Source organism: Dolichospermum heterosporum TAC447, from assembly GCF_024584745.1.
GTDB classification, from domain to species: domain Bacteria; phylum Cyanobacteriota; class Cyanobacteriia; order Cyanobacteriales; family Nostocaceae; genus Dolichospermum; species Dolichospermum heterosporum.
In genome coordinates this window covers 1,194,755-1,218,365 of the sequence record NZ_CP099464.1, presented here as the reverse complement: position 1 = coordinate 1,218,365, position 23,611 = coordinate 1,194,755, and the positions used below count along the sequence as shown (strand labels likewise).

The window sequence follows — 23,611 nt, the reverse complement described above, 5'->3', positions numbered from 1 at the left end:
GAGGAGCATTATCCATCCAATGTAGACCGATTTTTTGGGTAGCTGGACATCGCTTACATCGTAACCACAAGAAATAGATTTTGATGAATAAAAGCTGCATTTTATTTTTACCCTCATCCCCAATCCCCTATTCCCTTACAAATACTTCTCCAACAACAAAGCCAGCTTCTCTTTCGTTGCTGCTGGTGCATTTGCTAAATTCGTCAAAATCGCATACTTCAAAGCCGAATGCGCCTCACTAGCAGGGGGATTTGCACTTAACCGCTTCACAGTTTCTTGAATTACCTTTTGTGCATTCGCCGCATTCTTGTGTAAATTCCCAATCACCATTTCCACCGTCACGCTATCATGATCGGGATGCCAAGAATCATAATCCGTCACCAGCGCCAAGGTTGCATAAGCGATTTCCGCTTCTCTGGCTAACTTTGCTTCGGGTAAATTTGTCATCCCGATTACCGTAGCACCCCAACTCCGATAGAGATGAGATTCAGCCTGAGTGGAAAAAGCCGGTCCCTCCATACATACGTAAGTACCACCATCATGTAACGTGACATCTGGTAAATTTAAAGAAGCGATCGCCTCCCTCAAAATCCCAGCCAAATTCTGGCAAATCGGCTCACCAAAGGCAATATGCGCCACAATTCCCTCACCAAAGAAGGTAGAAATACTATTCTTGGTTCGATCAATAAACTGATCAGGAATTACCATATCTAGGGGTTTAGCTTCAGCCTTCAAAGAACCCACAGCGCTCGCAGAGATTAAGTATTCTACACCCAATTGCTTCATCGCGTAAATATTAGCCCGAAATGGCAACTCAGAAGGTAACAACGTATGATTACGACCATGACGCGCTAAAAATGCCACGCGAGTTTCCTCTAAAGTTCCGAGAATAATCGCATCTGACGGTGAACCAAAAGGGGTAGAAATCTCTATTTCCTCCACATCTTTCAGTGCTTCCATCTTATATAACCCGCTTCCACCTATGATTCCAATTCTAGCTATGGTCATAAACTATCTAATTTCTCACTAATTGAACTCACAAGTAATTTTACCTAAAAACTGTCCCTTGATAAATGCACAAAATTCACAGATAAGCAGGTTGGCGTTGAAAATTGTCGTTATAGCAAGACAATAGGCAATAGGCAAGAGTAAAGAAGTTTTCAGAGATTTTACGTTTCTTTAAGTAATTGGACAAAAATATTTACAGTCATTGCGAGCGAAGGGAAGCAATCACAACCCTGGCGATTGCTTCATTTCACTCCGTTATATATGGCTAACGCAACGCTTACGCAATGACATTATGTAATTAATTCTGTCTCACTACTTACAGAGTTTGGTTTTATTGTGTTCACCTACTTACTACAGCGATTTCCAATCATATAAGGTACATCTTAGCCCCCTCATCGCACCCCCCTAAATCCCCCCGCAGCGGGGGGAAGAAAAGGATAAGCTTTTGATACTGGAGGGGGTTGGGGGTGGGGTTCTTGTTCCGGGTTTGATGACAATTTGCTGTAATTTGTGAGAAATCCGGGTGTAGGGACACGAATATAAAAATCTCCGAATTTTTCAAAAAATTAGGGATATTTAACTTATTTTAGATAAATTAATAAATTTAATCCAGGAATTGTCCGCGAAAGTGTCCAACCCGCTAAAATAATGTAAAGTAACCCTAAACTCCACTGATACCAAGCCAAAATAGAAATAATTCCTGGTAAATGTTCATCACGTAACCGAATATCATTAAATCCTAATCTCACCAAATTATTCAAACTAAAATCATAATAATTCAGCCAATTCCAACGCCTATCCCATAATAGCGGCATATATCTTTCCCGAAAACTGGGATTTCTAGGAATCACGGGTAATCTCCCAATTAATAATCTTAGCTGTCTTAATGTTCCATCTTCTCGAAAATAAGAAACATCCATTAAATCGTGATAACGCCCTTGTTTATAAAGTCGCCACAATAAAATCCCCGGTAGGGGAAAAATAATCATAAATAAACACAATAAAGTTAACCAAGGACTACCAGAATTCCGAAAAATTGCTAATAAACTACCAGATATTGAACCAATAAAACTCAATAATATACAAACAGTTTCATAATATCTAGGAATAATTGCTACAGGAGACAACCGACGACAACGATCAACTAACCAAAATAATACACCAAAACAGGAAATAACTACACCACCCACACCAAATACTAACCAAAAATTTGTCCCATAACCACTCAATAACAATAATAAACTCAATAACAACCAATTTAAAGATTTAACTAACCACCCACTAAAAACTAGAGGTTCAGTAGCAACAATTCTCTCCCTTAACTGATTATATATTTCCAAATCCACATCAGGTAAAACTAGTAACTCGCTAATATTCCGAAAATGTTTAATTTGACGATATTGATTAATTTCAGCCGCTTGAGTTGCAGAAAAACCTAAATTTATTAACCTATTCACAGCAGCAGTATTAATATTGATAGCTAACAACTGATGACTTAATTCAATTAATCTTAACCGTTGTTTCGTATATTCCAACTGATTTGCATCACTAACCTGCTGTTGTAACCGGAAATTTTGACTTAAATTCCGCAAAATATTTTGATTACCTCGTAATCTTAGCACAATCAACTTTTTACCAATTTCGCCAACATTACCTAAAATTTTTGCTTGATTAGAATTAAAAACCAACCCAGAAACATTTAAAAATGCTGCTTCTGCAAACTTGACATCACTAAAATCAGCTTGATTGAGAATACTTGCACTCTGCAAATCTACAGATTCATTAAACTCAGATTCTCTAAAAATTAGAGCTTGCTTAAAAATAGCATCTTTCATTAATAAAGATTGATGAAAATTCACCTGATTAAAATTAACTTGATTATTAAAAATAGCACTAGAAAAATCAGCTTTTTTTTGCCAATAACTACTATTAAACCTAACTACTTGTTGAAATTTTCCTTGATTAAATTTTACATCATCACAAAATACATCACCTTGAAAATTAGCAGTATCTAGAAACTTAATATTTTGAAAGTTGGCTTTCTCAAAGAAAATGCTACCTTCAAAACTACTCAGGGCGTGAAAAATAGCCCCACTAAAACTCACAGTTCTACCAAATCTGGATTCGTCCCAATTAATAGGTTTTAAAAAATTTGCCCCTTGAGCATTTACAGGTTGGAGAAAGAACGTATTCGGGAATTTTACTTCCCCATTAAAACGACTTCCTACCATAATTAAAGCCCCGCGAAATACAGCAATACTACTAGAGTTATTGGACTGATTGTTCAACAAAGATTTACAATCTTTAGCATTAGGAAAAGCTCTTGCTAAAGATTGCAAACATATTGAACGTAAACTTTCTAACTGTTGCTGTTCTGTATGTGTGAAAATTTGGGCTATTCCTTGAGCATAAAGAGGAGTTCGTAAACCCAAATCACTGCCATAAAAATCACCTTCAATTACAGAATTACTCAAATCTAAACCCAAAGCTGTCGCCCCAGTTTTTTGTAATTCTTTTCTGAGTAATTGATAAAAATTATCCCGAAAAATAGCATTTTCTGGACGTAAATCAATCACCATTTTTTTTAAATCTACAGTTAAATTACCATCTCGTAAAATTGGTGTTTTAACTCGTTCTTGTAATAATTCCCAAGTTAAAGTGATAGGTTCGTTGGGAACTGCAAAAGTAGGAACAGGAAGTAAAAATATAGCAAATATACAAACAAAACTTATGACTGCGGACTTAGATATGATGATTTTTCCTAATTCCGCAGATAATAAGTTGATTTTTTTAACCGTGTTTTTTATTTGCCAAAGGTGAGAAAAATCCCATCTTTGTAAATAGCTAAGGTGACAAAATAATCTCAACAAATTCCCTACTTAATGATTAATTCAATAAAACAACCTTACCCAGGACAGAACCAGTTTCCACTAAAGCGTGTGCTTTTGCGGCTGAGGCTAAAGGGAAGGTCTGACTAACTTCAATTTTTAACTTCCCTGCATCTATCCAATTAGCACATTCTTGTAAAATATCCCCATGATGTGTTAATAATTCCATATTTCCTAACAACAACGGTGTTAGCATTAGTTCTAAACTAATGCGGAGATTTCTGGTTCTAGCAACTTTCCAAACAGTGTTAGCTTTTGGTTCTAGAATAGTCACAATATCGCCATAAAGTCGCACTGCGGGAAAAGATTTTTCCAAGGTATCACCACCCACAGTATCAAAAACTAAATCTGCACCTGCACCATTAGTCCAATCTAATACAGATGCGACAAAATCAGTTTCTTTGTAAAAAATCACCTTATCAGCACCAAGTTGAGTGACAAAATTAGCCTTTTCTCGTGAACTCACCGTAGTCGCTACTTCAGCGCCTTTGAGTTTAGCCAATTGAATAGCCACATGACCAACACCACCCGCACCAGCATGAACTAATACCTTTTGTCCTGGTTCAAGTCTTCCCCGTTCATATAAAGCTTCCCAAGCAGTAATTAAAACCAGAGGTGCTGCGGCTGCTTGTGCAAAAGAAACAGATTTGGGTTTCAATGCCACACATCTTTCATCAACAATGATATATTCAGCATAATTTCCTGGACTTGCACCCAAACCACCATAGCAAAAATATACTTCATCACCAACGCCAAATTTTTGGACATCATTACCCACAGCTTCTACTATACCTGCACCATCACAGCCTAAAATAGTTGGCATTTGTTCCGGGAAAAATGTCCCCCGCTGTCGTAATTTAGTATCAATGGGATTAACACCGGCGGCGAAAATTCTGACTAAGATTTCTTTATTTGTTGGTATAGGTTGAGGAACTTCTTGTAGTTCTAAAACTTCTGGTTTACCTACTGCGGTCATTAATATTGCTTTCATAATTTTTCTCTTAGATACACTTATTTAATTTTACCTAAAAATATCCCCATAACTTCCTAATTTTTCAGGAAAATATGGGGAGAAAATATCCGAAATATCTGACAAAATGGGTTTAATTTTGAGGAGAAGAATTATTTGTTCCTGGTGTTACAGGTGTTTGAGGTAAAGTACCAGAATTAATTCCGTTTCCAGGCGTGGGTAAGGGATTAGGGTTAATCGGTGGTAAAGACCTCAAATTTTCCGGTGAGTTAATTTCTGGATTGGTGGGATTATTCGGTATGGGAGGAGTAGGGAAATTGGGTAAATTTGTCAATGGTTGAGATGAACCGGGGATAATTCCCAAAGATACACGATTTCCTCCTACTTTTCTCAGCAAGTCTAAGGTTTGAATTACGTCGTTATAAGTAGCTGTCCGCGACGCATTCAATACTAAAATCCCGTCTGGATTTGTTTGGATGTATTGTTTTAAACGTGCTTCTAATTCCTCCCGTTTCACAGGTTCTTTTTCGATGTAAGTTAATCCAATAGCATCAATTGTTACAGGTAATATTTTGCTTTTAATTTGGGAATTAGCGGCAGAATTTTCGCCTGTACTAGCTTTGGGTAAGTCAACATTAATTGCTTGCTGACGGGTAAATTGTAAAGCTGCCAATAGAAAGAATGTCAGAATACAAAAAACAACATCAATTAGGGGGATAATTTGAATCTGAAGGTCTTCACCGGGGGTCTCTAGCTTAACTTTCATCTTCTGGTTTTTCTCCAAAGTTCAAATTGGCATCATCAACCTTGTTATCGGGCAAATTTGCTGAATTGACAAGGTTTAAATCGTAATTATCAATTGGCTTATTTGGGTCATTTTCTGGGTCTTGAATAAATGTTCTTGATTCTAGCTGAGAAGATGAATCGAAATTTGTAGAGGTGCGTTTCGAGAATCTGCCCGTGTTAATTATTTTAGGTTCGGGAGGATATTGACGGTAAAGCAGTTCTAATTCATTGCCGGCTTTGTTGAAAATTTTAACTTGGTTAACAACAAAACTTTGAAATAAGCGGTAGAATACTAAACTGGCGATCGCTACTATTAATCCGGCTGCTGTACTAATTAACGATTCCCCAATCCCTGTGGTGACACCGGCTGTAGATTCAGTTCCCAAATCACCAATACGAATTGCACCTAAAGAACGAATCAAACCTAAAACTGTCCCCAATAATCCTAACAGTGGTGAAAGGGCAATCACCGCTTCTAAAAGTTTTTCACCCCGACGCATTCCGGCTATTTCGTCGGCTGCGGTGGATTCTAGGGCTAATCTAAAGGTTTCTGGATCGTTTTTTTGCAAGCTTAAGGGTGCGTATAAAAACCTGCCAACGGGCTGTTTTATAGCTTGTTCAGCCATTGCTTCAGCGATTCCCCAATCCTCACCAGCAGCATCTATAACCCGATTGACTATTTCTTTTTCCTGGGCAAGAATCCGTAACCAGAACCATAGACGTTCAAAAATCACACTTAGTGATAGAACTGACAAAACTAGCAAAGGCCACATAGCAGGCCCGCCCTTCTTAAACAAATCTAAAATATCCACTGTGTAGGTTTCCTCTCTCCATTCCGAGTAGTCAAGGCATTTTCATTTTAAAGAGTTTTGCATTACTCACAAACTTTTCTGATTAATTACTAAGGAGTAACATCTTCTATACACAATATGGCGGTTATTCCCACCGGGAGTTTAAATGATTATTTGCCAAAATAAAAAAATCACTGGAGGTTAAGAATGAACTTCTCAATTCAATCCCTGTATACATGGTATCGGAACACACTACGCAATCCTAAATACCGTTGGTGGATAATTATCGGCACAGTAGCCTATTTAATTAGCCCTTTAGATATTTCTCCAGATTTTATTCCTATTATTGGTCAAATTGACGATGTTTTACTGTTGAGTTTATTCGTTTCCGAAGTTTCTTCCTTAGTTCTTGATGGTTGGAAGGCAAAAAAAGGAACCGTAGAAAATAGTACCACCAATCCGGCTAATCATGCCGCTGCCGAAACTGTGGATGTTGATTCTATCCCTGTTAAGTAGGGTTTGCTGAATAAGTTGTCTGTGAGGGCAGGGAACAGGGAACTCTTAACTGGGAATAGGGAACAGTTTTATACTAAACACGGGTGAGATTTAAACTTTTGCTAGATGACAAAGAACCCAGATGTGTAGGGGTAAAGCAAGAGCTTCATTGGTGTCAACTTAAGCTCAAATCCCTACCACATCTTGTTCCTAGTCTCTGACTAGGAACGCAGTTGATGAGGCTCTGCCTCTAATATTATTGAAGGCAGAGCCTTCTAGAATTCATTCCCAGTCTCTGACTGGGAATGAGATGATATGGCTAACGCCAGGCAACGCTTACGCAATGACATTGTGTAATTAATTCTGTCTCACTACTTATCAAATATTTTTACCCCTCCCTAACCCTCCCCTTTACAAGGGGAGGGAACTGGATTTTTATTGTTTTCCCCCTTTACAAGGGGAAAGGGGGGTAGCAATGTGATGAAAATTACGGAATACCACTTTTAAAACATTTGTATGATAAAAAAAGTCCAGCTTCTAGCCGTTTTGAGTATATCTTGTTTTTCAGTCAGGAATATCCTTAATTTTGCCCCCATATTAACATAATCCTTAGATAGGTTTTTCCGTATTTACCCTTACAATTAAAAATAAAACATGACTAATTTACCCAAAGGATTAATTGTTTCCTGTCAAGCACCTGTAAACTCCCCATTACATGATCCTTATGTAATTTCTGCAATGGCACAAGCAGCAGTGAATAATGGGGCTGTAGCTGTAAGAATTGACACGCCCAGTCACATTCAATCCGTGCGGGAAAAAGTCCAAGTTCCGATTATTGGACTTTGGAAACAAGTAATAACTGGTTCTGATGTTTATATTACACCACAATTTCATCATGCTGTGGCTGTATCTGAAGCAGGTGCAGATATTATTGCCATAGATGCTACTACGAGAAATCGCCCCGGTGATGAAAAGTTGGCAGATATTATTACTCTAATTCATCAGCAGTTAAATAAGCCAGTTATGGCAGATGTAGATACTTACGAGGCTGCACAATTAGCTGTTAATGCCGGTGCGGATATTGTGGGAACTACTCTTTTTGGCTACACAACAGCAACTCAAAACTTTTCTCCTCCTGGTTGGGAATTACTCACCCAAATCGTAGAAAATCTGGATACTTTTGTGATTTGTGAAGGTGGTGTTTCTTCCCCAGAAATGGCTAGAAAAGCTTTGGATTTAGGCGCTAATGCTGTTGTTGTTGGTGGGGCAATTACTGGAATTGATTTGTTAGTTAAAGCTTATATAGCGGTTCTTGGCTGAGTGAAAGACAATAACCCCTCCCCGCAAGCAAGGAGGGGGCTTATGATGTATCTTATTCAAGTGCATACCGCTAAGTAGTGAGACAGAATTAATTACACAATGTCATTGGGAATGGAACGAAGTGAAATGAAGCAATCGCAAGGGTTGTGATTGCTTCCCTTCGCTCGCAATGACTGTAAATATTTTTGTCCAATTACTTACATCAGGGGAGTCTTGATTAAAGAATCTCAGTGTCTTTAGACCTGAGAGGTTGGTTGAAAACTTTTTCGTGTGGGATCTGACACCCGCAGATCCCCCTAAATCCCCCTTGAAAAGGGGGACTTTAAGGAATTTAGCCCCCCTTTGTAAGGGGGGTTGGGGGGATCTCGATTAATTCTGATACTTTTCAAACATCCTCTGAGAGTGTCAATCCATTAAGAGTAATTGCGAAGGTTCTAATTGCACATACCAGGGAAAAGGTTGATTTTGAATATTTTCCCATTTTTCTTTATATATTTCTCCTTGTAAGTGATAATCATGGGGATGATTACCAAAAGAATGTAGTTTGAGAAATACTGTCATGCGGTGAGGTGTTTCACTGGTACGCACTAAATAACAGGGAAAGGTGTTTACTTTTTGCGGATCTTTAGTGAAAATTAAATGATGAGCGCGAATACCAACATGAGATAATCCTGAAGGCATTTTTTCTCTGACTTGGAGGGTGCAATCCCAATCAATTGCTTCTATTTGTTGAGGAGATAAAATACTAGCACGGGAAAAGTTTTTACAACCTGTAAGTTGGGCGACATTTATACTTGCAGGATGTTGAAAAATCTCATATTTAGAACCATGATGTGCTTCTTTTCCCTGTTCTAATACTAATAGATTGGGACATAGCCGATAGGCTTCTTCCATATTATGAGTAACAAATAAAGTTACTCCAGAATAATCATCGAGAATTTCAGTAACTTGTTGTTCTAATTGACTGCGGAGATGGGTATCTAAAGCGGAAAATGGTTCATCTAAAAGTAGTGCTTCTGGTTTGCTTGCTAAAGCCCTAGCTAATGCTACCCGTTGCTGTTGTCCCCCGGAAAGTTGATGCGGATAGCGATCGCCAAATCCTTGTAATTGCATAGTTATTAACTGCTTTTCTACCTCTTCCTTAACATTTACAGATTTGGGTATGCCAAAAGCGATATTTTCCGCCACAGTAATATGTGGAAATAGGGCATAGTTTTGGAATAAAAAACCAATTCGGCGTTGATGAATGGGTAGATCAATTTTCTTTTCTGAGTCAAATAATACCCGATTATTTAAAACTATTTGTCCTTTATTTGGTGTTTCTATGCCGGCAATACAACGCAAAATCATACTTTTTCCTGCCCCAGAACCTCCCAATAATCCCAATGGTTGATTATTAGTATTTAAGGCAACTTGAAGATGAAAATTAGCGAGTCTTTTGTCAATATCTAAAAATAAGCCATTTGGGGAATAATCTTTTAATAATAAAGAAGATTTATTTGCTAATTCTATTTGCTTTTGAGATGGTTTTGTCAATCTTGATTTATATGCAAGTTCTTGCCAAAAATTAGCTAGAATAATCCCTGAAAGGGAAATGATCATCATGGTAATTGACCAAAACCAAGCTTCATTTATTGCCCCAGCTTCTACTGCGAAATATATCGCCATTGGTATAGTTTGCGTTTGTCCAGGGATATTTCCTGCTAACATCAAAGTTGCCCCAAATTCACCTAAAGCCCGCGCAAATGCTAAGGTGGTAGCAGCAATAATCCCCGGAAATGCTAGGGGTAAACTAATGCGCCAAAAAATTGTCAATTCCTTCGCACCTAATGTTCTGGCTACGCGCAGTAAATTGGTATCAATTTGACTGAAAGCTGCTAATGCAGTTTTATACATCAATGGGAATGAAACTACTATAGCAGCGATCGCCGCACCATACCAAGTAAATACAATTGTCGTATTGAACGGTTCTAGTAGTTTACCCACTGGACCATTTTTCCCAAAGAATATCAGCAGTAAAAACCCAACCACAGTGGGGGGTAAAATCAACGGTGCGACAAATATCCCCTCAATTAAGGATTTACCTTTACCACGATATCCCAACATCCAATAAGCAGCAAATATACCCAAGAAAAAAGTAATAAATGTTGCTAATAAAGCCGTTTTTAACGATATCCAAAGCGGTGATAAATCCTGTGGCATAGTTTTAATAAAGATGTTTGTTACTTAATTAACTCAATTATGACTAAGGCAGAATAAACCCATATTTTTTGAATACGGATTTGGCTTGATTGCTAGATAAAAATTGAGAAAATTCTTTAGCAGTATCAACATTTTTGCTACGTTTAACAACTGCTAAGGGATAAATAATGGGAGAGTGGTATTTTTCATCGGCTGTAACTACAATTTTTACCTGATTAGAGATTTTAGCATCCGTTATATAAACTAACCCTGCATCAACATTACCAGTTTCTACAGATGCTAAAACCTGACGCACGTTATTTGCAAAAACCAGTTTTGATTTAATTTCTGACCAAATTTTTAACTTTTCTAATACTTGTTGTCCATATTGTCCTGCGGGTACAGTTCTGGGTTCACCAATGGCGATTTTTTTGACTTTGGCATCTTTGAGACTGTAGAAACTAGTGATACCAGCGGCATTTTTAGGGACTATTAAAACTAATTTGTTTTTAGCGATGATATTCCGAGTTCCTACCACCAAAAGTCCTTTTTGTTCTAAAGCATCTACTTGTTTTTTTGCCGCAGATATAAAAATATCCGCCGGCGCACCTTGTTCTATTTGCTGCTGTAATGCACCGGAACTACCAAAGTTATAATTTATTTTGACGTTTGTTTTACTTTGTTGGTAAAGGGGTTTAATTTCTTCTAGTGCCTCTTTTAAACTAGCAGCGGCGGATATAATTAAATTTGTATTAGGTTGTGCGAAAATCGGCGATGAAATTAGGCTGGGTAAGCCAATTGTCAGCAGCAAAGTGACTAAGGCTGTAGTAATAAAGACTAATAATTTTCTGCTTTTCATTGGTAAACAGGATGGGGGAAATTTTTAGTGTTGGTGTTAACTTGGTATACTTTTACCAAGATTACTATATTAGTTACCAATTATCTTGGTAAAACTGCATTGAGAAAATAAACCAATACTGCTCGGTTAAGCCTCAAAACCCCACAAAATCCTTGATAATGTTGGGTTTCGCTATCGCTCAACCCAACCTACATTTCCTTAACCGACAAGTATTGGAAAATAAACCTATCTCAGATGATTTATCTTAAAAATTGGACAAAAACTGTATTTAAGATTACTTTTTGCTAGATTATTGAATAAGTATCTATAATATTTACCAACTTAATTGGTAGTTGTATCAATTGAGTTTTTTCCTCCTCTCTATAAAATAGAGAGGAAATCATTCAAGTGTGAAATATGACGGTAATTAGGGGGAGAAAGGCGAGGAGAAAAATCCGCCAGGAGGGTAATTGTGCTACTGATATTGGTTCAGGTGGTGTTAATAGGGCTTCGATTCTTTGTTCCAAGCGATCGCCTGTACCCAAAGCTGCACAACAAATATCTGAGGTAATGGAGTTGTTACTAACGACTAATAATAAAGATTCTGCTAGTGTTAGAGGATCTACTTGTGATGCGGCGTAACTATCAGCCCGTAATTCTCGCAAAACTAACAATTCTTGCCATAAAGGCTCGGTATTCGGCAACCAGGCGGTACAAGAACGCATCCAGCCCAGCCAAAAGAACCAAAACGTATCCCTATACTGATAATGCCCTTGTTCGTGGGCTAAAACACTTTCTAGATGGGCTGGAGAGAGAATTTGTAGTAGTCCTTGACTAATGACTAATTCAGGTTGCCAAAAACCCATTTGTCCAGCAAATAAAGCTTGAGTTTCTAGGAGTCGGGCAGATTTACCATTTAGGGTAATTTGGGGACATTCACGGGCAGATTTAATGGCTTTCCAACCCTGGAAAGCTAGTTTGATACCAAAGATATTAAAAAATCCCAGAAAAATTAAGGCGAGGAGATAGCTAAAAGAGTCGGTATACATTCCCCCCATTTTTCCCTGGGTCCCCATGCAGACTACAGAGGTGACTGTCATGAAGATGAGTAAGGGGGGAAAAAGGAATAAAAATAGGGTTTTCTGCCAGCGTAAATGCCAATTTCCCTGGGGAATTTTGCCAAAGAATCGCAACCACCAAGCAATGGTAACAGCGGTGATAATCATGAGTAAGTGCATAATGTTACTTTTCTCCTCTAGCTTCCCGTGCTGCTTGGATGCGTTTAGCGATCGCTTCGATTTGGTCACTAGCAGCTTGATCTAAACTATCAGCAAATGCCGCAATCACATCAGGATTTCCCACTGCTAAAAATCGCTGTAATTGATCATGTGCCTTAATTACCTCTGCTTGTTGCTTAGTCAATAAAGGCTGCCAATAAAAGGCTTTCCCTTGTTTATTGCAAGCTAACCAGCCTTTTTCCGTCAGCCGACGCAGAACTGTAGTTACAGAAGTATAAGCCAATTCGCGGTTAGGATCAGCTAAAATGCGATCGTGTACATCTTTGACAGTAACAGAACTCAGTTCCCAGACGATATTGAGAATTTCTGCTTCCAATGGACCAAGAGACATTTGTTTGGGACGATAATCGGGTAAAGGAGCCATATTGATAATTGAAGATGTCATCTGGATTTTATCGCTTCCAGGTTTATTTATCGGTCACTTTTTCAGATTTAATATTATTCTTGCCTCCCTCCAATTCTTCCTCCTGACTCCTGATTGGGCGCAGGACCTGCGCCCTTACCTCCTGACTCCTAGTAGTTCGTCAAATTTATTTTGACGGGTAATAATCGGAAAAAACTTCTGTTCTTCCCTCCCCTACCCCCCTACCTCCCCTACCTCCCCTACCTCCCCTACCCCCCTACCTCCCCTACCCCCCTACCTCCCCTACCTCCCCTACCCCCCTACCTCCCCTACCTCCCCTACCTCCCCTACCCCCCTACCTCCCCTACCTCCCCTACCTCCCCTACCTCCCCTACCCCCCTGCTTGCCTTCACCCGTCATTTTAGGGTTGACAGACTACTAGCCCGAATGAAAAGACTTTTCCGCAAACCCTAGTTATTATTATGTCTTATCTCCATACGCCCTCCCCTGACAGTTCTTATATTCGTCCTGCTCGACGTGGAAAGCATAAAATATTCATTGGTATGGCTCCTGGTGTGGGAAAAACTTACAGAATGCTAGAAGAAGCACGTCAACTGCAACAAGAAGGTATTGATGTTGTTATTGGCATTATTGAAACTCATGGACGCAAAGATACTGCTGTCAAAGCTATAGGATTAGAAGTAGTTCCGCAAAAAGCCAATATTCATAAAAATATCAACCTCCAAGAAATGGACACAGAGGCAATTTTAAACCGCTCTCCCCAATTGGTATTAGTTGATGAATTAGCACATACAAATATTCCTGGTTCACCTAGAGAAAAACGCTATCAAGATGTAGAATTGATTTTAGCAGCCGGCATAGATGTTTACTCTACTGTGAATATTCAACATTTAGAAAGTTTGAATGATTTAGTAGCCGGAATTACGGGTGTTGTCGTCCGAGAACGCATTCCAGATCGGTTGCTGGATGAAGCTGATGCTGTGGTTGTCATTGATGTAACTCCAGAAACTTTAGAAGAACGGTTACGGGAGGGCAAAATTTATGCTGCTAATAAAATTGAGCAATCTTTAGAAAACTTTTTTCAGCGTCGTAACCTCATTGCTTTGCGAGAATTAGCATTAAGAGAAGTTGCAGATACAGTTGAGGAAGAGGCAAATACTTCCATCTCTCCTGGGCAAATTCGCACTGTTCATGAACGGGTTTTGATATGTGTATCTACCTATCCAAATTCGATTCAATTATTACGGCGGGGGGCGCGAATTGCTAATTATATGAATGCCAAGTTATATACTGTATTCATTGCCGATCCTGAACGGTTTTTGACTAAAGAAGAAAGTTTACATATTCATACTTGTGAGAAACTATGCCGAGAATTTGGTGGTGAATTTCTTCATGTTAAAAGTAACAATGTCGCTCAGGCGATCGCCCAAGTTGCCGCAACTAATCATATCACCCAAATAGTCATCGGCGAAAGTCAACAACCCCGATGGAAAAGATTTTTTAAACGCTCTTTCACACAACGCTTGCTGGAGTTAATTAGAGATCAGCACATAGATTTACATATTATCGCTACAGAGAAATAAATTTTAATATTTGTTAATCTATCTTAGATAAGATGCAATTTTTTTCTGGTTTGTATAGTGTAAATATGAAACCTTAATGGCCAAATTTTTGACCGATAAATCCAGGATATTCCAGTTAGACAAAGTGTAAAATTTAATTACGAAACTATGGTATATAAGGCTGCTACTCCCGACTTATGCTGTACAATTGTTAGTGAATATTAAGGATGCTTTTACCAAACATTAACCTAAAAAGCCGAATATACTCATTATCATTAGTTAGCAAACTAACATCGAGGTATATATGTTTAAGAAAATTTTAGTCGCAGTAGATCGCTCGGATATGAGTATAAAAGTTTTTGAGCAAGCTTTATCTTTAGCCAAGATCACATCTGCGAATTTAATGTTACTGCACGTTTTATCACAGGAAGAGGAAGGTAGTCCAGAGGCACTGGTGTTCCCTAATATTGACTACTATCCCGGCTGGAACGAGCAAAGTTTTAAATTATACCAAGAGCATTGGGAAAAATTTAAAAACGAAGGTTGGCAAATGTTACAGTCATGGAGCGCCCAAGCTAATACTTCTGGTGTTAATACAGAATTTACCCAAAATACTGGTAGTCCAGGACGAATGATTTGTGAATTAGCCACTGACTGGAATGCTGACTTAATTATCATGGGAAGACGGGGACGTTCTGGACTAGCGGAATTTTTTCTCGGTAGTGTGAGTAATTATGTTTTACATCATGCACCTTGTTCAGTGCAGATTGTCCATATTCCTACGAGTTCCCAAGCGGCAAATGTTTCTTCAGCAGCTACTACAGTTAGTAAGTAATGCTAGGTGAGGCTGCATAGAATCAGATTTCCAGAATTATTAACCGCAGATGAACGCAGACAAAGACGGATGAATTAAGTAATTGGACAAAAATATTTACAGTCATTGCGAGCGAAGGGAAGCAATCACAACCCTGGCGATTGCTTCATTTCACTTCGTTCCATTTGCAATGACATTGTGTAACTAATTCTGTCTCACTACTTAATGGCTTTTATGATTCTGATTCTGTGCAGCCTTAAATAAAGGTTTGAAAAAGTATGAAAACATCAGTTCCACCTTCTTTAACTCATCCCAGTGGAGACAAGCGTTTAAAGATGTTAGACGCAACTATTAAGCGTCATCAATATCAACAAGATGCACTTATTGAAATTCTGCATCGGGCTTCTGAATTATTTGGTTATTTAGAACTGGATTTATTGCTGTACATTTCCCATAGCCTGAAGTTACCACCTAGTCGCGTTTATGGGGTGGCTACTTTCTATCATTTGTTTTCCCTAGCACCGAAAGGGGTTCATAATTGTGTGGTTTGTACGGGTACAGCTTGTTATGTCAAAGGCTCAACAGCGATCTTAACCCAGTTGGAAAAAGTTACGCAGATTCACGCAGGAGAAACTACCGCAAATGGTCAAATTTCTGTGATGACGGCTAGATGTTTGGGGGCTTGTGGAATTGCCCCTGCGGTAGTGTTTGATGGCACTATTTTAGGTAATCAAACCCCGGAATCAGTTTGCGAAAAAGTGGGAGAATGGTGGCAAAATGGAACTAAGTGAATTATTAGAAATTGCCCAAAAGGAACTTTCTCAACGGAAATCTGTGCAAATTCGGTGTTGTACTGCTGCGGGTTGTCTCTCTGCTGATTCTCAAGCTGTGAAAGATCATCTCGAAGCAGCCGTGAAAGCTGCGGGTTTACAAGATACTGTCCAAGTTTCTGGGGTGGGTTGTATGCGTCTATGCTGTCATGGACCATTGGTACAGGTGGAAAACTGGGAAAATCCGCCCGCATCAAAATTGTATCAAAAAGTTACCCCAGAAAATGCAGCAGCAATTATGGCAGGGGTAAATGGAGAAGTCACAAATTTACAAGAGGGTGATTTAAATCAGCCATTTTTTAGCCGTCAATTACCGATTGTTCTAGAAAACAGTGGTAAAATTGACCCGGAACGGATTCAAGCTTACATTGCATCTGATGGTTATCAAGCCCTTTACCAAGTGCTGCGGGAAATGAAACCCAGTCAGGTAGTGGAAACTATTACTAAAAGCGGTTTAAGGGGGCGCGGTGGTGCTGGTTATCCCACAGGTTTAAAATGGGGAACGGTAGCAAAATCAAAGGCTGAGAAGAAGTTTGTAATTTGCAATGCTGATGAAGGTGATCCCGGTGCATTCATGGATAGGAGTGTATTAGAAAGTGATCCCCATCGGGTTTTGGAAGGGATGGCGATCGCTGCCTACTCCATCGGGGCAAATCAAGGCTATATTTATGTTAGGGCAGAATATCCCATTGCTATTAAACGTCTAGAAATTGCTATTCATCAAGCCCAACACTTAGGGCTTTTAGGTTCACAAATCTTTGATTCTCCCTTTGATTTTAAAGTAGAAATCCGTATCGGTGCAGGTGCTTATGTCTGCGGTGAAGAAACGGCGTTAATGGCTTCAATTGAAGGTAAACGTGGTCTCCCCCATCCCCGCCCCCCATACCCGGCTGAGTCGGGTTTATGGGGCTATCCAACGTTAATTAACAATGTGGAAACCTTTGCCAATATCGCCCCGATTATCCGTAAAGGTGCTGATTGGTTTGCTAATATCGGTACTGTTAAAAGCAAAGGCACAAAAGTATTTGCATTAGCTGGAAAAATCCGCAATACGGGTTTAATTGAAGTCCCAATGGGAACATCTTTACAAGTAATTGTTGAGGAAATGGGAGGAGGTGTTCCCGACAATGGTATAGCTAAAGCAGTACAAACCGGCGGACCTTCAGGGGGATGTATTCCTGCATCGGCTTTTGCTACACCTGTGGATTATGAATCTTTAACCGCCTTGGGTTCAATGATGGGTTCGGGGGGAATGATTGTCATGGATAAAACTACAAATATGGTAGATGTCGCCCGCTTTTTCATGGAATTCTGCATGGATGAATCTTGCGGTAAGTGCATTCCTTGTCGTGTGGGAACTGTGCAATTACACGGTTTATTAACAAAGATTAGTCAAGGAAAAGGTTCACTCGCTGATTTAGATTTATTGGAGGAACTTTGCGACATGGTAAAACACACCAGTTTATGTGGTTTAGGACAGTCTGCACCAAATCCAGTTTTTAGCACTTTGCAATATTTTCGAGATGAATATTTGTCATTAGTCATTAGTCATTAGTCATTAGTCATTAGTCATTAGTCAGTTGTCATTACCTATTACCTATTACCCATTACCCATTACCCATTACCTATTACCTATTACCTATTACCTATTACCCATTACCCATTACCCATTACCCATTACCCATTACCCATTACCCATTACCAAATTACTATGACTGTAAAAACTTTAACAATAAATGGGGAATTGATTAGCGCTCGTGAGGATGAAACATTACTAGAAGCAGCGCAGGAAGCTAGTATTCATATTCCTACATTATGTCATTTAGAAGGTGTGGGTGATATTGGTGCTTGTCGTTTATGTTTGGTGGAAATTGCAGGAAGTAATAAATTACAACCCGCTTGCGTAACTAAAGTTACAGAAGGAATGGAGGTGAATACAAATAGCGATCGCTTACAAAAATACCGGCGGACAATTGTAGAAATGTTATTTGCCGAAGGTAATCACATTTGCTCAGTTTGTGTTGCTAATGGTAACTGTGAATTACAAGATTTAGCTATAGAAATGGGTATGGATCATCTCCGCTTAGAATATCAAAATCCTCAGCGAACTGTTGACACTTCCCATCATCTTTTTGGCATAGATCATAATCGTTGTGTGCTTTGCACTCGCTGTATTCGTGTCTGTGATGAAATTGAAGGCGCACATACTTGGGATATGGCAGGAAGAGGCTCAAAATCTCATGTAATTACTGATTTAAATCAACCTTGGGGAACTTCCCAAACCTGTACTTCCTGCGGTAAATGTGTGAATGCCTGTCCCACAGGAGCGTTATTTGATAAGGGTGCAAGTGTTGGTGAAATGAAACATGATCGGGGCAAAATTGAATTTTTAGTAACTGCACGACAGAAAAAACAATGGAATTTTTAGTCATTAGTCATTAGCATAATTTAAAATGAAATCTCATGTTACTGCATATTCAACAAATATTTAAGCGAATTCTATTAGTAGGGATATTGACAACATTTATATTCCTTGGTTTAGCAAATCTATCATCTGCAAAAGTAATTGCTGCTGTTACTCAGATAGGAAATCCTCCCGAAGAAATTATTTACCGTTCACAAGTGAAATTAGATGATCAATCAGGAAAAGTCTGGCAAGTTGTATTATTTAAACAAGTGTATTTAGATCAACCATCTAATATCAATCTTCGTCTAGTTGGCTTTCCTGGTTCTGCGGAATTAATTCACCCTCAACCATTAAGAATTACTACCAATACAGGTAAACTCTGGAATGCTAATGATATATTTTTAGATGCAGCCCCAGCACCAACTGTTGGTCAATATGATTTAACAGAAATCTTACCTCAATTACCTCCAGAATCTTTAACTTTATCTATACCCCTTCCCAGTACAAACTTCATTAATATCGCAGTTCCGATTCATGTTGTCAAAGAATGGCAATCATTAATTTCCACTGAAAACTGAAAAGGTGAAAAAATGACTAAAATCAAATTAGCAACAGTTTGGTTAGGTGGGTGTTCTGGTTGTCATATGTCTTTTCTCGATTTGGACGAATGGTTAATATATTTAGCCGCACAAGTAGATATAGTTTATAGTCCCTTTGCTGATATTAAAGAATATCCCGAAGGTGTAGATATCGTATTAGTTGAAGGTGCGATCGCCAATGAAGAACATTTAGAATTAATTTACAAAATCAGAAACCGGACTAAAACAATAATTTCCTTTGGTGATTGTGCTGTTACTGGTAATGTTACCGCTTTACGTAATCTTGCAGGTGGTGCTGAACCAGCCCTACAATTAGCTTATATTCAAGAAGCAGATATTAATCAACAAATTCCCAATTCCCCAGGAATTGTTCCCCCTTTACTAGATACAGTTGTCCCTGTGCATAAGGTAGTACCAGTTGATATTTATTTACCCGGTTGTCCCCCTTCCGCAACTAGAATTCGTGCCGCACTTGAACCACTATTAAAAGGAGAAAAACCGGAAATTGTCGGCAGAGAAATGATTAAATTTGGTTAACTAGTAATCATAACCAAATAAATACATCCATTATAGCCCCCTCCTTGCTTGCGGGGAGGGGGTTGGGGGCGGGGTTCTTATATTTAACTCAACAGATAACCCCTATATCTTCTTTCTTCCTCCTAACTCCTGACTCCTATTTTTTTCCGAGGTGAATTATGTTAACAGCAGCAGATGTAATGACCAAAGATGTGGCAATGATTCGCAGTTCAGCAACAGTCAAAGAAGCAGTTGATTTAATGAAAGCAAGAGATTGGAGAGCATTAATTGTAGATCGTCGTCATGAACAAGATGCTTATGGAATTATCACAGAAAGCGACATTGTTTATAAGGTAATTTCCTATAGCAAAGATCCAAATAAAATCCGTGTTTATGAAATTATGACTAAACCTTGTATTGTCGTTAATCCAGAATTGGGTTTAGAATATGTAGCCAGATTATTTGCTAATCATCATCTCCGACGTGCGCCTGTAATTAGTGGTAAATTATTAGGAATAATCTCACTTACTGACATCTTAGCCAGAAGTAGTTGTTTAGAACAACCGCGCTCATTTTTATTAGAACAAGAATTACAAGATGAAATTAAAAAAGCTCGAATTGTTTGTGCAGAAAAAGGCATCAATTCCGCAGAATGTGCAGCCGCTTGGGATGTAGTAGAAGAAATTCAAGCCGAAATTGCCCACCAACTCGCTGAAAAACCTCTAAAAACTGCCTTTGAAGATTACTGTGATGAATATCCAGAATTCACAGAATCTAGGTTTTATGATTTGTAATCCGTAGGTTGGGTTGACGCTAGGAAACCCAACATGATCATTATCGAAGATTTTGTTGGGTTTCACTTTGTTCTACCCAACCTACAATTGTTTATTATTACCAATTACAAATTAATTATGCAAACAATCATTATTGACCCCGTTACTCGCATTGAGGGACACGCGAAAATCAGCATTTATTTAGATGATGAAGGACAAGTAAATGATGCTCGATTTCATGTTACGGAATTTCGCGGTTTTGAAAAATTTTGTGTTGGTCGTCCGTTTCCAGAAATGCCGGGAATTACGGCGAGAATTTGCGGTATTTGTCCAGTCAGTCACTTATTAGCATCAGCCAAAACAGGTGATCGCATTTTAGCCGTCACAATCCCCAAAACAGCCACCCAATTACGCCGTTTGATGAATTTAGGGCAAATCATCCAATCTCATGCCCTCAGCTTCTTTCACCTCAGCGCACCGGATCTATTATTAGGCATGGATAGCGAACCCGAAAACCGCAATATCTTTGGTTTAATTGCCGCTGAACCGGAATTAGCCAGAGGTGGAATCCGTTTACGGCAATTTGGACAAGAAATCATTGAATTATTAGGAGGAAAAAAAATTCATCCTTCCTGGGCTGTTCCTGGTGGAGTTCGTGACCCTTTAACCACAGAAAATCGCACCCACATTCAGCAAAAAATTCCTGAAGCCAAAGCCACTGTAATTAGTGCCATAGCTTTATTTAAAACCCTATTAAAAACTTATGAAAAAGAAGCAAAAACTTTTGGTAATTTTCCGAGTTTATTCATGGGTTTAGTTAGTTCTGAAGGTTTATGGGAAACTTATGATGGACATATCCGATTTGTTGATAGTGGAGGAAACATTGTTGCTGATAATCTTGATGCTGCTAACTATCATGAATTTATTGGTGAAGCAGTCCAAGCAGATTCTTATTTAAAATCACCTTATTATCTTCCTTTAGGTTATCCCGATACCACAGATCATTGTCGTTTAGATAGTGGAATGTATCGCGTTGGACCATTAGCTAGATTAAATATTTGTAGTCAGATTGGCACACCTTTAGCAGACACAGAATTAAAAGAATTTCGTAGTTATGGAACCGGAACTGTTAAATCATCATTTTTCTATCATTATGCGCGGTTGATTGAAATTTTAGCATCAATTGAACATATAGAGATTATCCTTGATGACCCAGATATTTTATCAAATCGTCTCTGTGCTGAAGCTGGTATTAATTGCCTAGAAGCAGTTGGTGTTAGTGAAGCCCCAAGAGGGACATTATTTCATCATTATCAAGTTGATGAAAATGGTTTAATGTTAAAAGTAAATTTAATTATTGCTACTGGTCAAAATAACTTAGCCATGAATCGGACAGTTGCCCAAATTGCCCGTCATTTTATCCAAGGTGATCAAATAAAAGAAGGAATATTAAACCGAGTTGAAGCCGGAATTAGGGCTTTTGATCCTTGTTTGAGTTGTTCAACTCATGCAATGGGACAAATGCCTTTATTAATAGAAGTAGTAAATAACAATGGTGCTGTAGTTAATCAAATTTATCGTAATTAAGTATTTAGATCCCCGACTTCTTGAAGAAGTCGGGGATCTAGACTTACAAGGTAAATTTGGCTATCGTCACAAATCAATTATTCTCCCTAATGAGTCTGTCAAATTGCCATCTTTCCCGGAATTAATCTTAGATTTAACTAAAGTATTTCCAGGAAAAAATTAAGTTATAAAATTAAAATTTGCAAAAATTGAGAAAATGTGCTATTTTAATTGTCAAGTGATAGGCTAGGCTAATTATAACAATTTAAAAAAATACTAGTATAAGAATTAGCGGCTGATATAGCCGCACCAGTATCTATAGTTCACTCATACTTACACCTGCTGCAATAGGGTCAAAATTCTTGGGAAAATGGGTGTTATGATCACAGTCTGCCTTTTTTAAATGCGTCCCTTCTAGATTAGCTTGACGCAAATTCGCGGAAAATAACATTGCTCCACGTAAATCTGCATTTTGTAAATTAGCTTCACTTAAATCAGCAAAACTCAAATCACATCCTCGCAGATTTGCACCCCTAAGGTTGGCTCTACTCAAATCAGCATAGCTGAAATCAGAGCCTTTTAAATCCAAACTTTGTAAATTAGCATCACCTAATTCTGCTCTTTCAAAGTCTCTTTTTCCCATCATATATTCTTCTACAATCCTAGCAGCACTATTAATTGGTTGTTGAAAATTCACTTCAGGCATAAAACAGCCTCACAATTTATCTAAGAAGTTTAATGGTTTAATGGAAACCATCCAGATTCATAATATTATAACAAATAAGTCAGAAAATAAATGTCCTGTTCACATAAGTTAGTTTTGAAAATTTTTGTGTTTTCTCATAATGTACTCAAATTTTGCTCTTAAGTAGGTGAACACAATAAAACCAATCTATGTAAAGAAAAGTAAAATCGCCCAAACCCTCTTCACTCTTGCCTCTTGCCTTGCCATAACGACGATTTTCAATGCTAACCTACTTAGTCTCATATTCAAAATTAAGCTGAAACTGTATGGAACAAAATTTCCAGAATAGTTAACCGCAGATAAACACAGATAAATTAAAAATGATGAAAACTACAATAGTCATTGGCTATGGAAATGAATTACTCAGTGATGATGCTATTGGTCCTAGAGTAGCAAATCTCATCAATCTCTGGCATCTATCTAATGTCCAAGCTTTAGCAGTTCACCAACTCACTCCAGAATTAGCAGCAAATTTGGCAAATGTCAATTTAGCAATTTTTGTAGATGCTAGTTTGAATTCAGAATTGCAAAATGTGCAAGTAGAACCTATACTACCTAATGAATCTAGGATGATCATAGGACATAGCATTAAGCCTACATATCTTTTAGCCTTAACGAAATCTCTCTATAGTTATAGTCCACCAGCTTGGTTAATAACAGTACCAGGGGTTAACTTTGAATTAGGAGATTGTCTTTCACCAATAGCAGAACAAGGAATTAGTATAGCTTTAACAAAAATCATTAACATTATTAATAAAGGATAAAAAACTCCATTTCTCTTCCTCTCTGCGACTCTGCGACTCTGCGTGAAACAAATTCATACCTTCATTCAGCAAAATCCAAAATAATCACAAATTCAT

General features: G+C 38.3%; 23 protein-coding genes and 1 pseudogene. 14 read left to right on the top strand and 10 right to left on the bottom strand.

The features are described 5' to 3' along the window. Nucleotides 1–135 precede the first annotated feature (135 nt). From NG743_RS05500 to NG743_RS05480, 5 genes are all read right to left on the bottom strand, one after another. The gene (locus NG743_RS05500) at nucleotides 136–1,008 is read right to left on the bottom strand and encodes an S-methyl-5'-thioadenosine phosphorylase (protein ID WP_027404511.1); all 873 of its coding nucleotides are present in this window, start codon (nucleotides 1,006–1,008) and stop codon (nucleotides 136–138) included. A 581-nt stretch (nucleotides 1,009–1,589) separates the two neighbouring features. Continuing rightward, on the bottom strand, nucleotides 1,590–3,878 hold the full coding sequence (locus NG743_RS05495; protein WP_152540515.1) for a pentapeptide repeat-containing protein: 2,289 nt from the start codon (nucleotides 3,876–3,878) through the stop codon (nucleotides 1,590–1,592). 16 nt (nucleotides 3,879–3,894) lie between these two features. Then, nucleotides 3,895–4,887: a zinc-dependent alcohol dehydrogenase family protein gene (locus NG743_RS05490; protein ID WP_027404513.1), complete on the bottom strand. Its 993-nt coding sequence runs from the start codon at nucleotides 4,885–4,887 to the stop codon at nucleotides 3,895–3,897. Nucleotides 4,888–4,999: 112 nt separating this feature from the next. Further along, nucleotides 5,000–5,632, bottom strand: coding sequence for an ExbD/TolR family protein (locus NG743_RS05485; RefSeq protein WP_027404514.1), 633 nt, complete (start codon nucleotides 5,630–5,632; stop codon nucleotides 5,000–5,002). Next, nucleotides 5,622–6,464 (bottom strand): MotA/TolQ/ExbB proton channel family protein, encoded by an 843-nt coding sequence (locus NG743_RS05480; RefSeq protein WP_027404515.1) that lies wholly within the window; start codon nucleotides 6,462–6,464, stop codon nucleotides 5,622–5,624. Before NG743_RS05480 ends, NG743_RS05485 begins: the two co-directional genes overlap by 11 nt. A 186-nt stretch (nucleotides 6,465–6,650) precedes the next feature. Between NG743_RS05480 and NG743_RS05475 the strand changes: the two genes are divergently transcribed. Continuing rightward, entirely contained in the window at nucleotides 6,651–6,959 is a 309-nt protein-coding gene (locus NG743_RS05475; RefSeq protein ID WP_027404516.1) for a YkvA family protein, read from the top strand. Nucleotides 6,960–7,592: 633 nt separating this feature from the next. After that, nucleotides 7,593–8,258: an N-acetylmannosamine-6-phosphate 2-epimerase gene (locus tag NG743_RS05470; protein ID WP_027404517.1), complete on the top strand. Its 666-nt coding sequence runs from the start codon at nucleotides 7,593–7,595 to the stop codon at nucleotides 8,256–8,258. Between the two features lie 405 nt (nucleotides 8,259–8,663). Here the strand turns inward: NG743_RS05470 and modB are convergent, their stop codons facing one another. The 4 genes from modB to NG743_RS05450 form a co-directional block, all read right to left on the bottom strand. Continuing rightward, on the bottom strand, nucleotides 8,664–10,460 hold the full coding sequence (gene modB, locus NG743_RS05465; RefSeq protein WP_257121653.1) for a molybdate ABC transporter permease subunit: 1,797 nt from the start codon (nucleotides 10,458–10,460) through the stop codon (nucleotides 8,664–8,666). Nucleotides 10,461–10,503: 43 nt separating this feature from the next. Next, nucleotides 10,504–11,298 (bottom strand): molybdate ABC transporter substrate-binding protein, encoded by a 795-nt coding sequence (gene modA, locus NG743_RS05460; protein WP_027404519.1) that lies wholly within the window; start codon nucleotides 11,296–11,298, stop codon nucleotides 10,504–10,506. 383 nt (nucleotides 11,299–11,681) lie between these two features. Further along, nucleotides 11,682–12,515 (bottom strand): M56 family metallopeptidase, encoded by an 834-nt coding sequence (locus NG743_RS05455; protein WP_193963132.1) that lies wholly within the window; start codon nucleotides 12,513–12,515, stop codon nucleotides 11,682–11,684. 4 nt (nucleotides 12,516–12,519) lie between these two features. Beyond that, on the bottom strand, nucleotides 12,520–12,939 hold the full coding sequence (locus NG743_RS05450; RefSeq protein ID WP_027404521.1) for a BlaI/MecI/CopY family transcriptional regulator: 420 nt from the start codon (nucleotides 12,937–12,939) through the stop codon (nucleotides 12,520–12,522). A gap of 461 nt (nucleotides 12,940–13,400) precedes the next feature. On the opposite strand from NG743_RS05450, the gene NG743_RS05445 reads away from it, so the two are divergent. The 11 genes and pseudogenes from NG743_RS05445 to NG743_RS05395 form a co-directional block, all read left to right on the top strand. Next, nucleotides 13,401–14,522 carry a sensor histidine kinase KdpD gene (locus NG743_RS05445; RefSeq protein WP_257121652.1) on the top strand — a complete coding sequence of 374 codons (1,122 nt, stop codon included), beginning with the start codon at nucleotides 13,401–13,403 and terminating at the stop codon, nucleotides 14,520–14,522. A 283-nt stretch (nucleotides 14,523–14,805) separates the two neighbouring features. Further along, a complete protein-coding gene (locus NG743_RS05440; protein ID WP_027404523.1) occupies nucleotides 14,806–15,336 on the top strand; it encodes a universal stress protein in 531 nt (176 codons plus the stop codon). A 257-nt stretch (nucleotides 15,337–15,593) separates the two neighbouring features. Then, nucleotides 15,594–16,106, top strand: coding sequence for a bidirectional hydrogenase complex protein HoxE (gene hoxE / locus NG743_RS05435; protein WP_027404524.1), 513 nt, complete (start codon nucleotides 15,594–15,596; stop codon nucleotides 16,104–16,106). Further along, nucleotides 16,093–17,700 carry a NuoF family protein gene (locus NG743_RS05430; RefSeq protein ID WP_027404525.1) on the top strand — a complete coding sequence of 536 codons (1,608 nt, stop codon included), beginning with the start codon at nucleotides 16,093–16,095 and terminating at the stop codon, nucleotides 17,698–17,700. Before hoxE ends, NG743_RS05430 begins: the two co-directional genes overlap by 14 nt. Nucleotides 17,701–17,725: 25 nt before the next feature. After that, nucleotides 17,726–17,860, top strand: coding sequence for an alpha/beta hydrolase (locus NG743_RS05425; protein ID WP_257121651.1), 135 nt, complete (start codon nucleotides 17,726–17,728; stop codon nucleotides 17,858–17,860). Then, complete coding sequence (hoxU, locus tag NG743_RS05420; RefSeq protein ID WP_257121650.1) at nucleotides 17,857–18,573, top strand: bidirectional hydrogenase complex protein HoxU; 717 nt, start codon at nucleotides 17,857–17,859, stop codon at nucleotides 18,571–18,573. Before NG743_RS05425 ends, hoxU begins: the two co-directional genes overlap by 4 nt. 35 nt (nucleotides 18,574–18,608) lie before the next feature. Beyond that, nucleotides 18,609–19,130 carry a DUF3122 domain-containing protein gene (locus NG743_RS05415; protein WP_027404527.1) on the top strand — a complete coding sequence of 174 codons (522 nt, stop codon included), beginning with the start codon at nucleotides 18,609–18,611 and terminating at the stop codon, nucleotides 19,128–19,130. A 12-nt stretch (nucleotides 19,131–19,142) separates the two neighbouring features. Beyond that, complete coding sequence (locus tag NG743_RS05410) at nucleotides 19,143–19,688, top strand: NADH-quinone oxidoreductase subunit B family protein (protein ID WP_027404528.1); 546 nt, start codon at nucleotides 19,143–19,145, stop codon at nucleotides 19,686–19,688. Nucleotides 19,689–19,846: 158 nt separating this feature from the next. Next, nucleotides 19,847–20,461: a CP12 domain-containing protein gene (locus NG743_RS05405; RefSeq protein WP_027404529.1), complete on the top strand. Its 615-nt coding sequence runs from the start codon at nucleotides 19,847–19,849 to the stop codon at nucleotides 20,459–20,461. A 117-nt stretch (nucleotides 20,462–20,578) separates the two neighbouring features. Beyond that, entirely contained in the window at nucleotides 20,579–22,027 is a 1,449-nt protein-coding gene (locus NG743_RS05400; RefSeq protein ID WP_193962342.1) for a Ni/Fe hydrogenase subunit alpha, read from the top strand. Between the two features lie 40 nt (nucleotides 22,028–22,067). Further along, nucleotides 22,068–22,190, top strand: a pseudogene (locus tag NG743_RS05395) (Uma2 family endonuclease); the annotation flags it as partial. Nucleotides 22,191–22,322: 132 nt separating this feature from the next. Here the strand turns inward: NG743_RS05395 and NG743_RS05390 are convergent. After that, complete coding sequence (locus NG743_RS05390) at nucleotides 22,323–22,712, bottom strand: Alr5209 family pentapeptide repeat protein (protein ID WP_193962341.1); 390 nt, start codon at nucleotides 22,710–22,712, stop codon at nucleotides 22,323–22,325. Nucleotides 22,713–23,071: 359 nt separating this feature from the next. On the opposite strand from NG743_RS05390, the gene NG743_RS05385 reads away from it, so the two are divergent. Further along, entirely contained in the window at nucleotides 23,072–23,515 is a 444-nt protein-coding gene (locus NG743_RS05385; RefSeq protein ID WP_027404532.1) for a hydrogenase maturation protease, read from the top strand. Nucleotides 23,516–23,611: the final 96 nt, after the last annotated feature.

Excerpts from the sequence above, each read along its gene's own strand:
- NG743_RS05500 (WP_027404511.1), bottom strand. The coding sequence starts at position 1,008 with ATGACCATAGCTAGAATTGGAATCATAGGTGGAAGCGGGTTATATAAG.
- NG743_RS05490 (WP_027404513.1), bottom strand. The coding sequence starts at position 4,887 with ATGAAAGCAATATTAATGACCGCAGTAGGTAAACCAGAAGTTTTAGAA.
- NG743_RS05485 (WP_027404514.1), bottom strand. The coding sequence starts at position 5,632 with ATGAAAGTTAAGCTAGAGACCCCCGGTGAAGACCTTCAGATTCAAATT.
- NG743_RS05475 (WP_027404516.1), top strand. The coding sequence starts at position 6,651 with ATGAACTTCTCAATTCAATCCCTGTATACATGGTATCGGAACACACTA.
- NG743_RS05470 (WP_027404517.1), top strand. The coding sequence starts at position 7,593 with ATGACTAATTTACCCAAAGGATTAATTGTTTCCTGTCAAGCACCTGTA.
- modB (WP_257121653.1), bottom strand. The coding sequence starts at position 10,460 with ATGCCACAGGATTTATCACCGCTTTGGATATCGTTAAAAACGGCTTTA.
- modA (WP_027404519.1), bottom strand. The coding sequence starts at position 11,298 with ATGAAAAGCAGAAAATTATTAGTCTTTATTACTACAGCCTTAGTCACT.
- NG743_RS05455 (WP_193963132.1), bottom strand. The coding sequence starts at position 12,515 with ATGCACTTACTCATGATTATCACCGCTGTTACCATTGCTTGGTGGTTG.
- NG743_RS05450 (WP_027404521.1), bottom strand. The coding sequence starts at position 12,939 with ATGGCTCCTTTACCCGATTATCGTCCCAAACAAATGTCTCTTGGTCCA.
- NG743_RS05445 (WP_257121652.1), top strand. The coding sequence starts at position 13,401 with ATGTCTTATCTCCATACGCCCTCCCCTGACAGTTCTTATATTCGTCCT.
- NG743_RS05440 (WP_027404523.1), top strand. The coding sequence starts at position 14,806 with ATGTTTAAGAAAATTTTAGTCGCAGTAGATCGCTCGGATATGAGTATA.
- hoxE (WP_027404524.1), top strand. The coding sequence starts at position 15,594 with ATGAAAACATCAGTTCCACCTTCTTTAACTCATCCCAGTGGAGACAAG.
- NG743_RS05430 (WP_027404525.1), top strand. The coding sequence starts at position 16,093 with ATGGAACTAAGTGAATTATTAGAAATTGCCCAAAAGGAACTTTCTCAA.
- hoxU (WP_257121650.1), top strand. The coding sequence starts at position 17,857 with ATGACTGTAAAAACTTTAACAATAAATGGGGAATTGATTAGCGCTCGT.
- NG743_RS05415 (WP_027404527.1), top strand. The coding sequence starts at position 18,609 with ATGTTACTGCATATTCAACAAATATTTAAGCGAATTCTATTAGTAGGG.
- NG743_RS05410 (WP_027404528.1), top strand. The coding sequence starts at position 19,143 with ATGACTAAAATCAAATTAGCAACAGTTTGGTTAGGTGGGTGTTCTGGT.
- NG743_RS05405 (WP_027404529.1), top strand. The coding sequence starts at position 19,847 with ATGTTAACAGCAGCAGATGTAATGACCAAAGATGTGGCAATGATTCGC.
- NG743_RS05400 (WP_193962342.1), top strand. The coding sequence starts at position 20,579 with ATGCAAACAATCATTATTGACCCCGTTACTCGCATTGAGGGACACGCG.
- NG743_RS05390 (WP_193962341.1), bottom strand. The coding sequence starts at position 22,712 with ATGCCTGAAGTGAATTTTCAACAACCAATTAATAGTGCTGCTAGGATT.
- NG743_RS05385 (WP_027404532.1), top strand. The coding sequence starts at position 23,072 with ATGATGAAAACTACAATAGTCATTGGCTATGGAAATGAATTACTCAGT.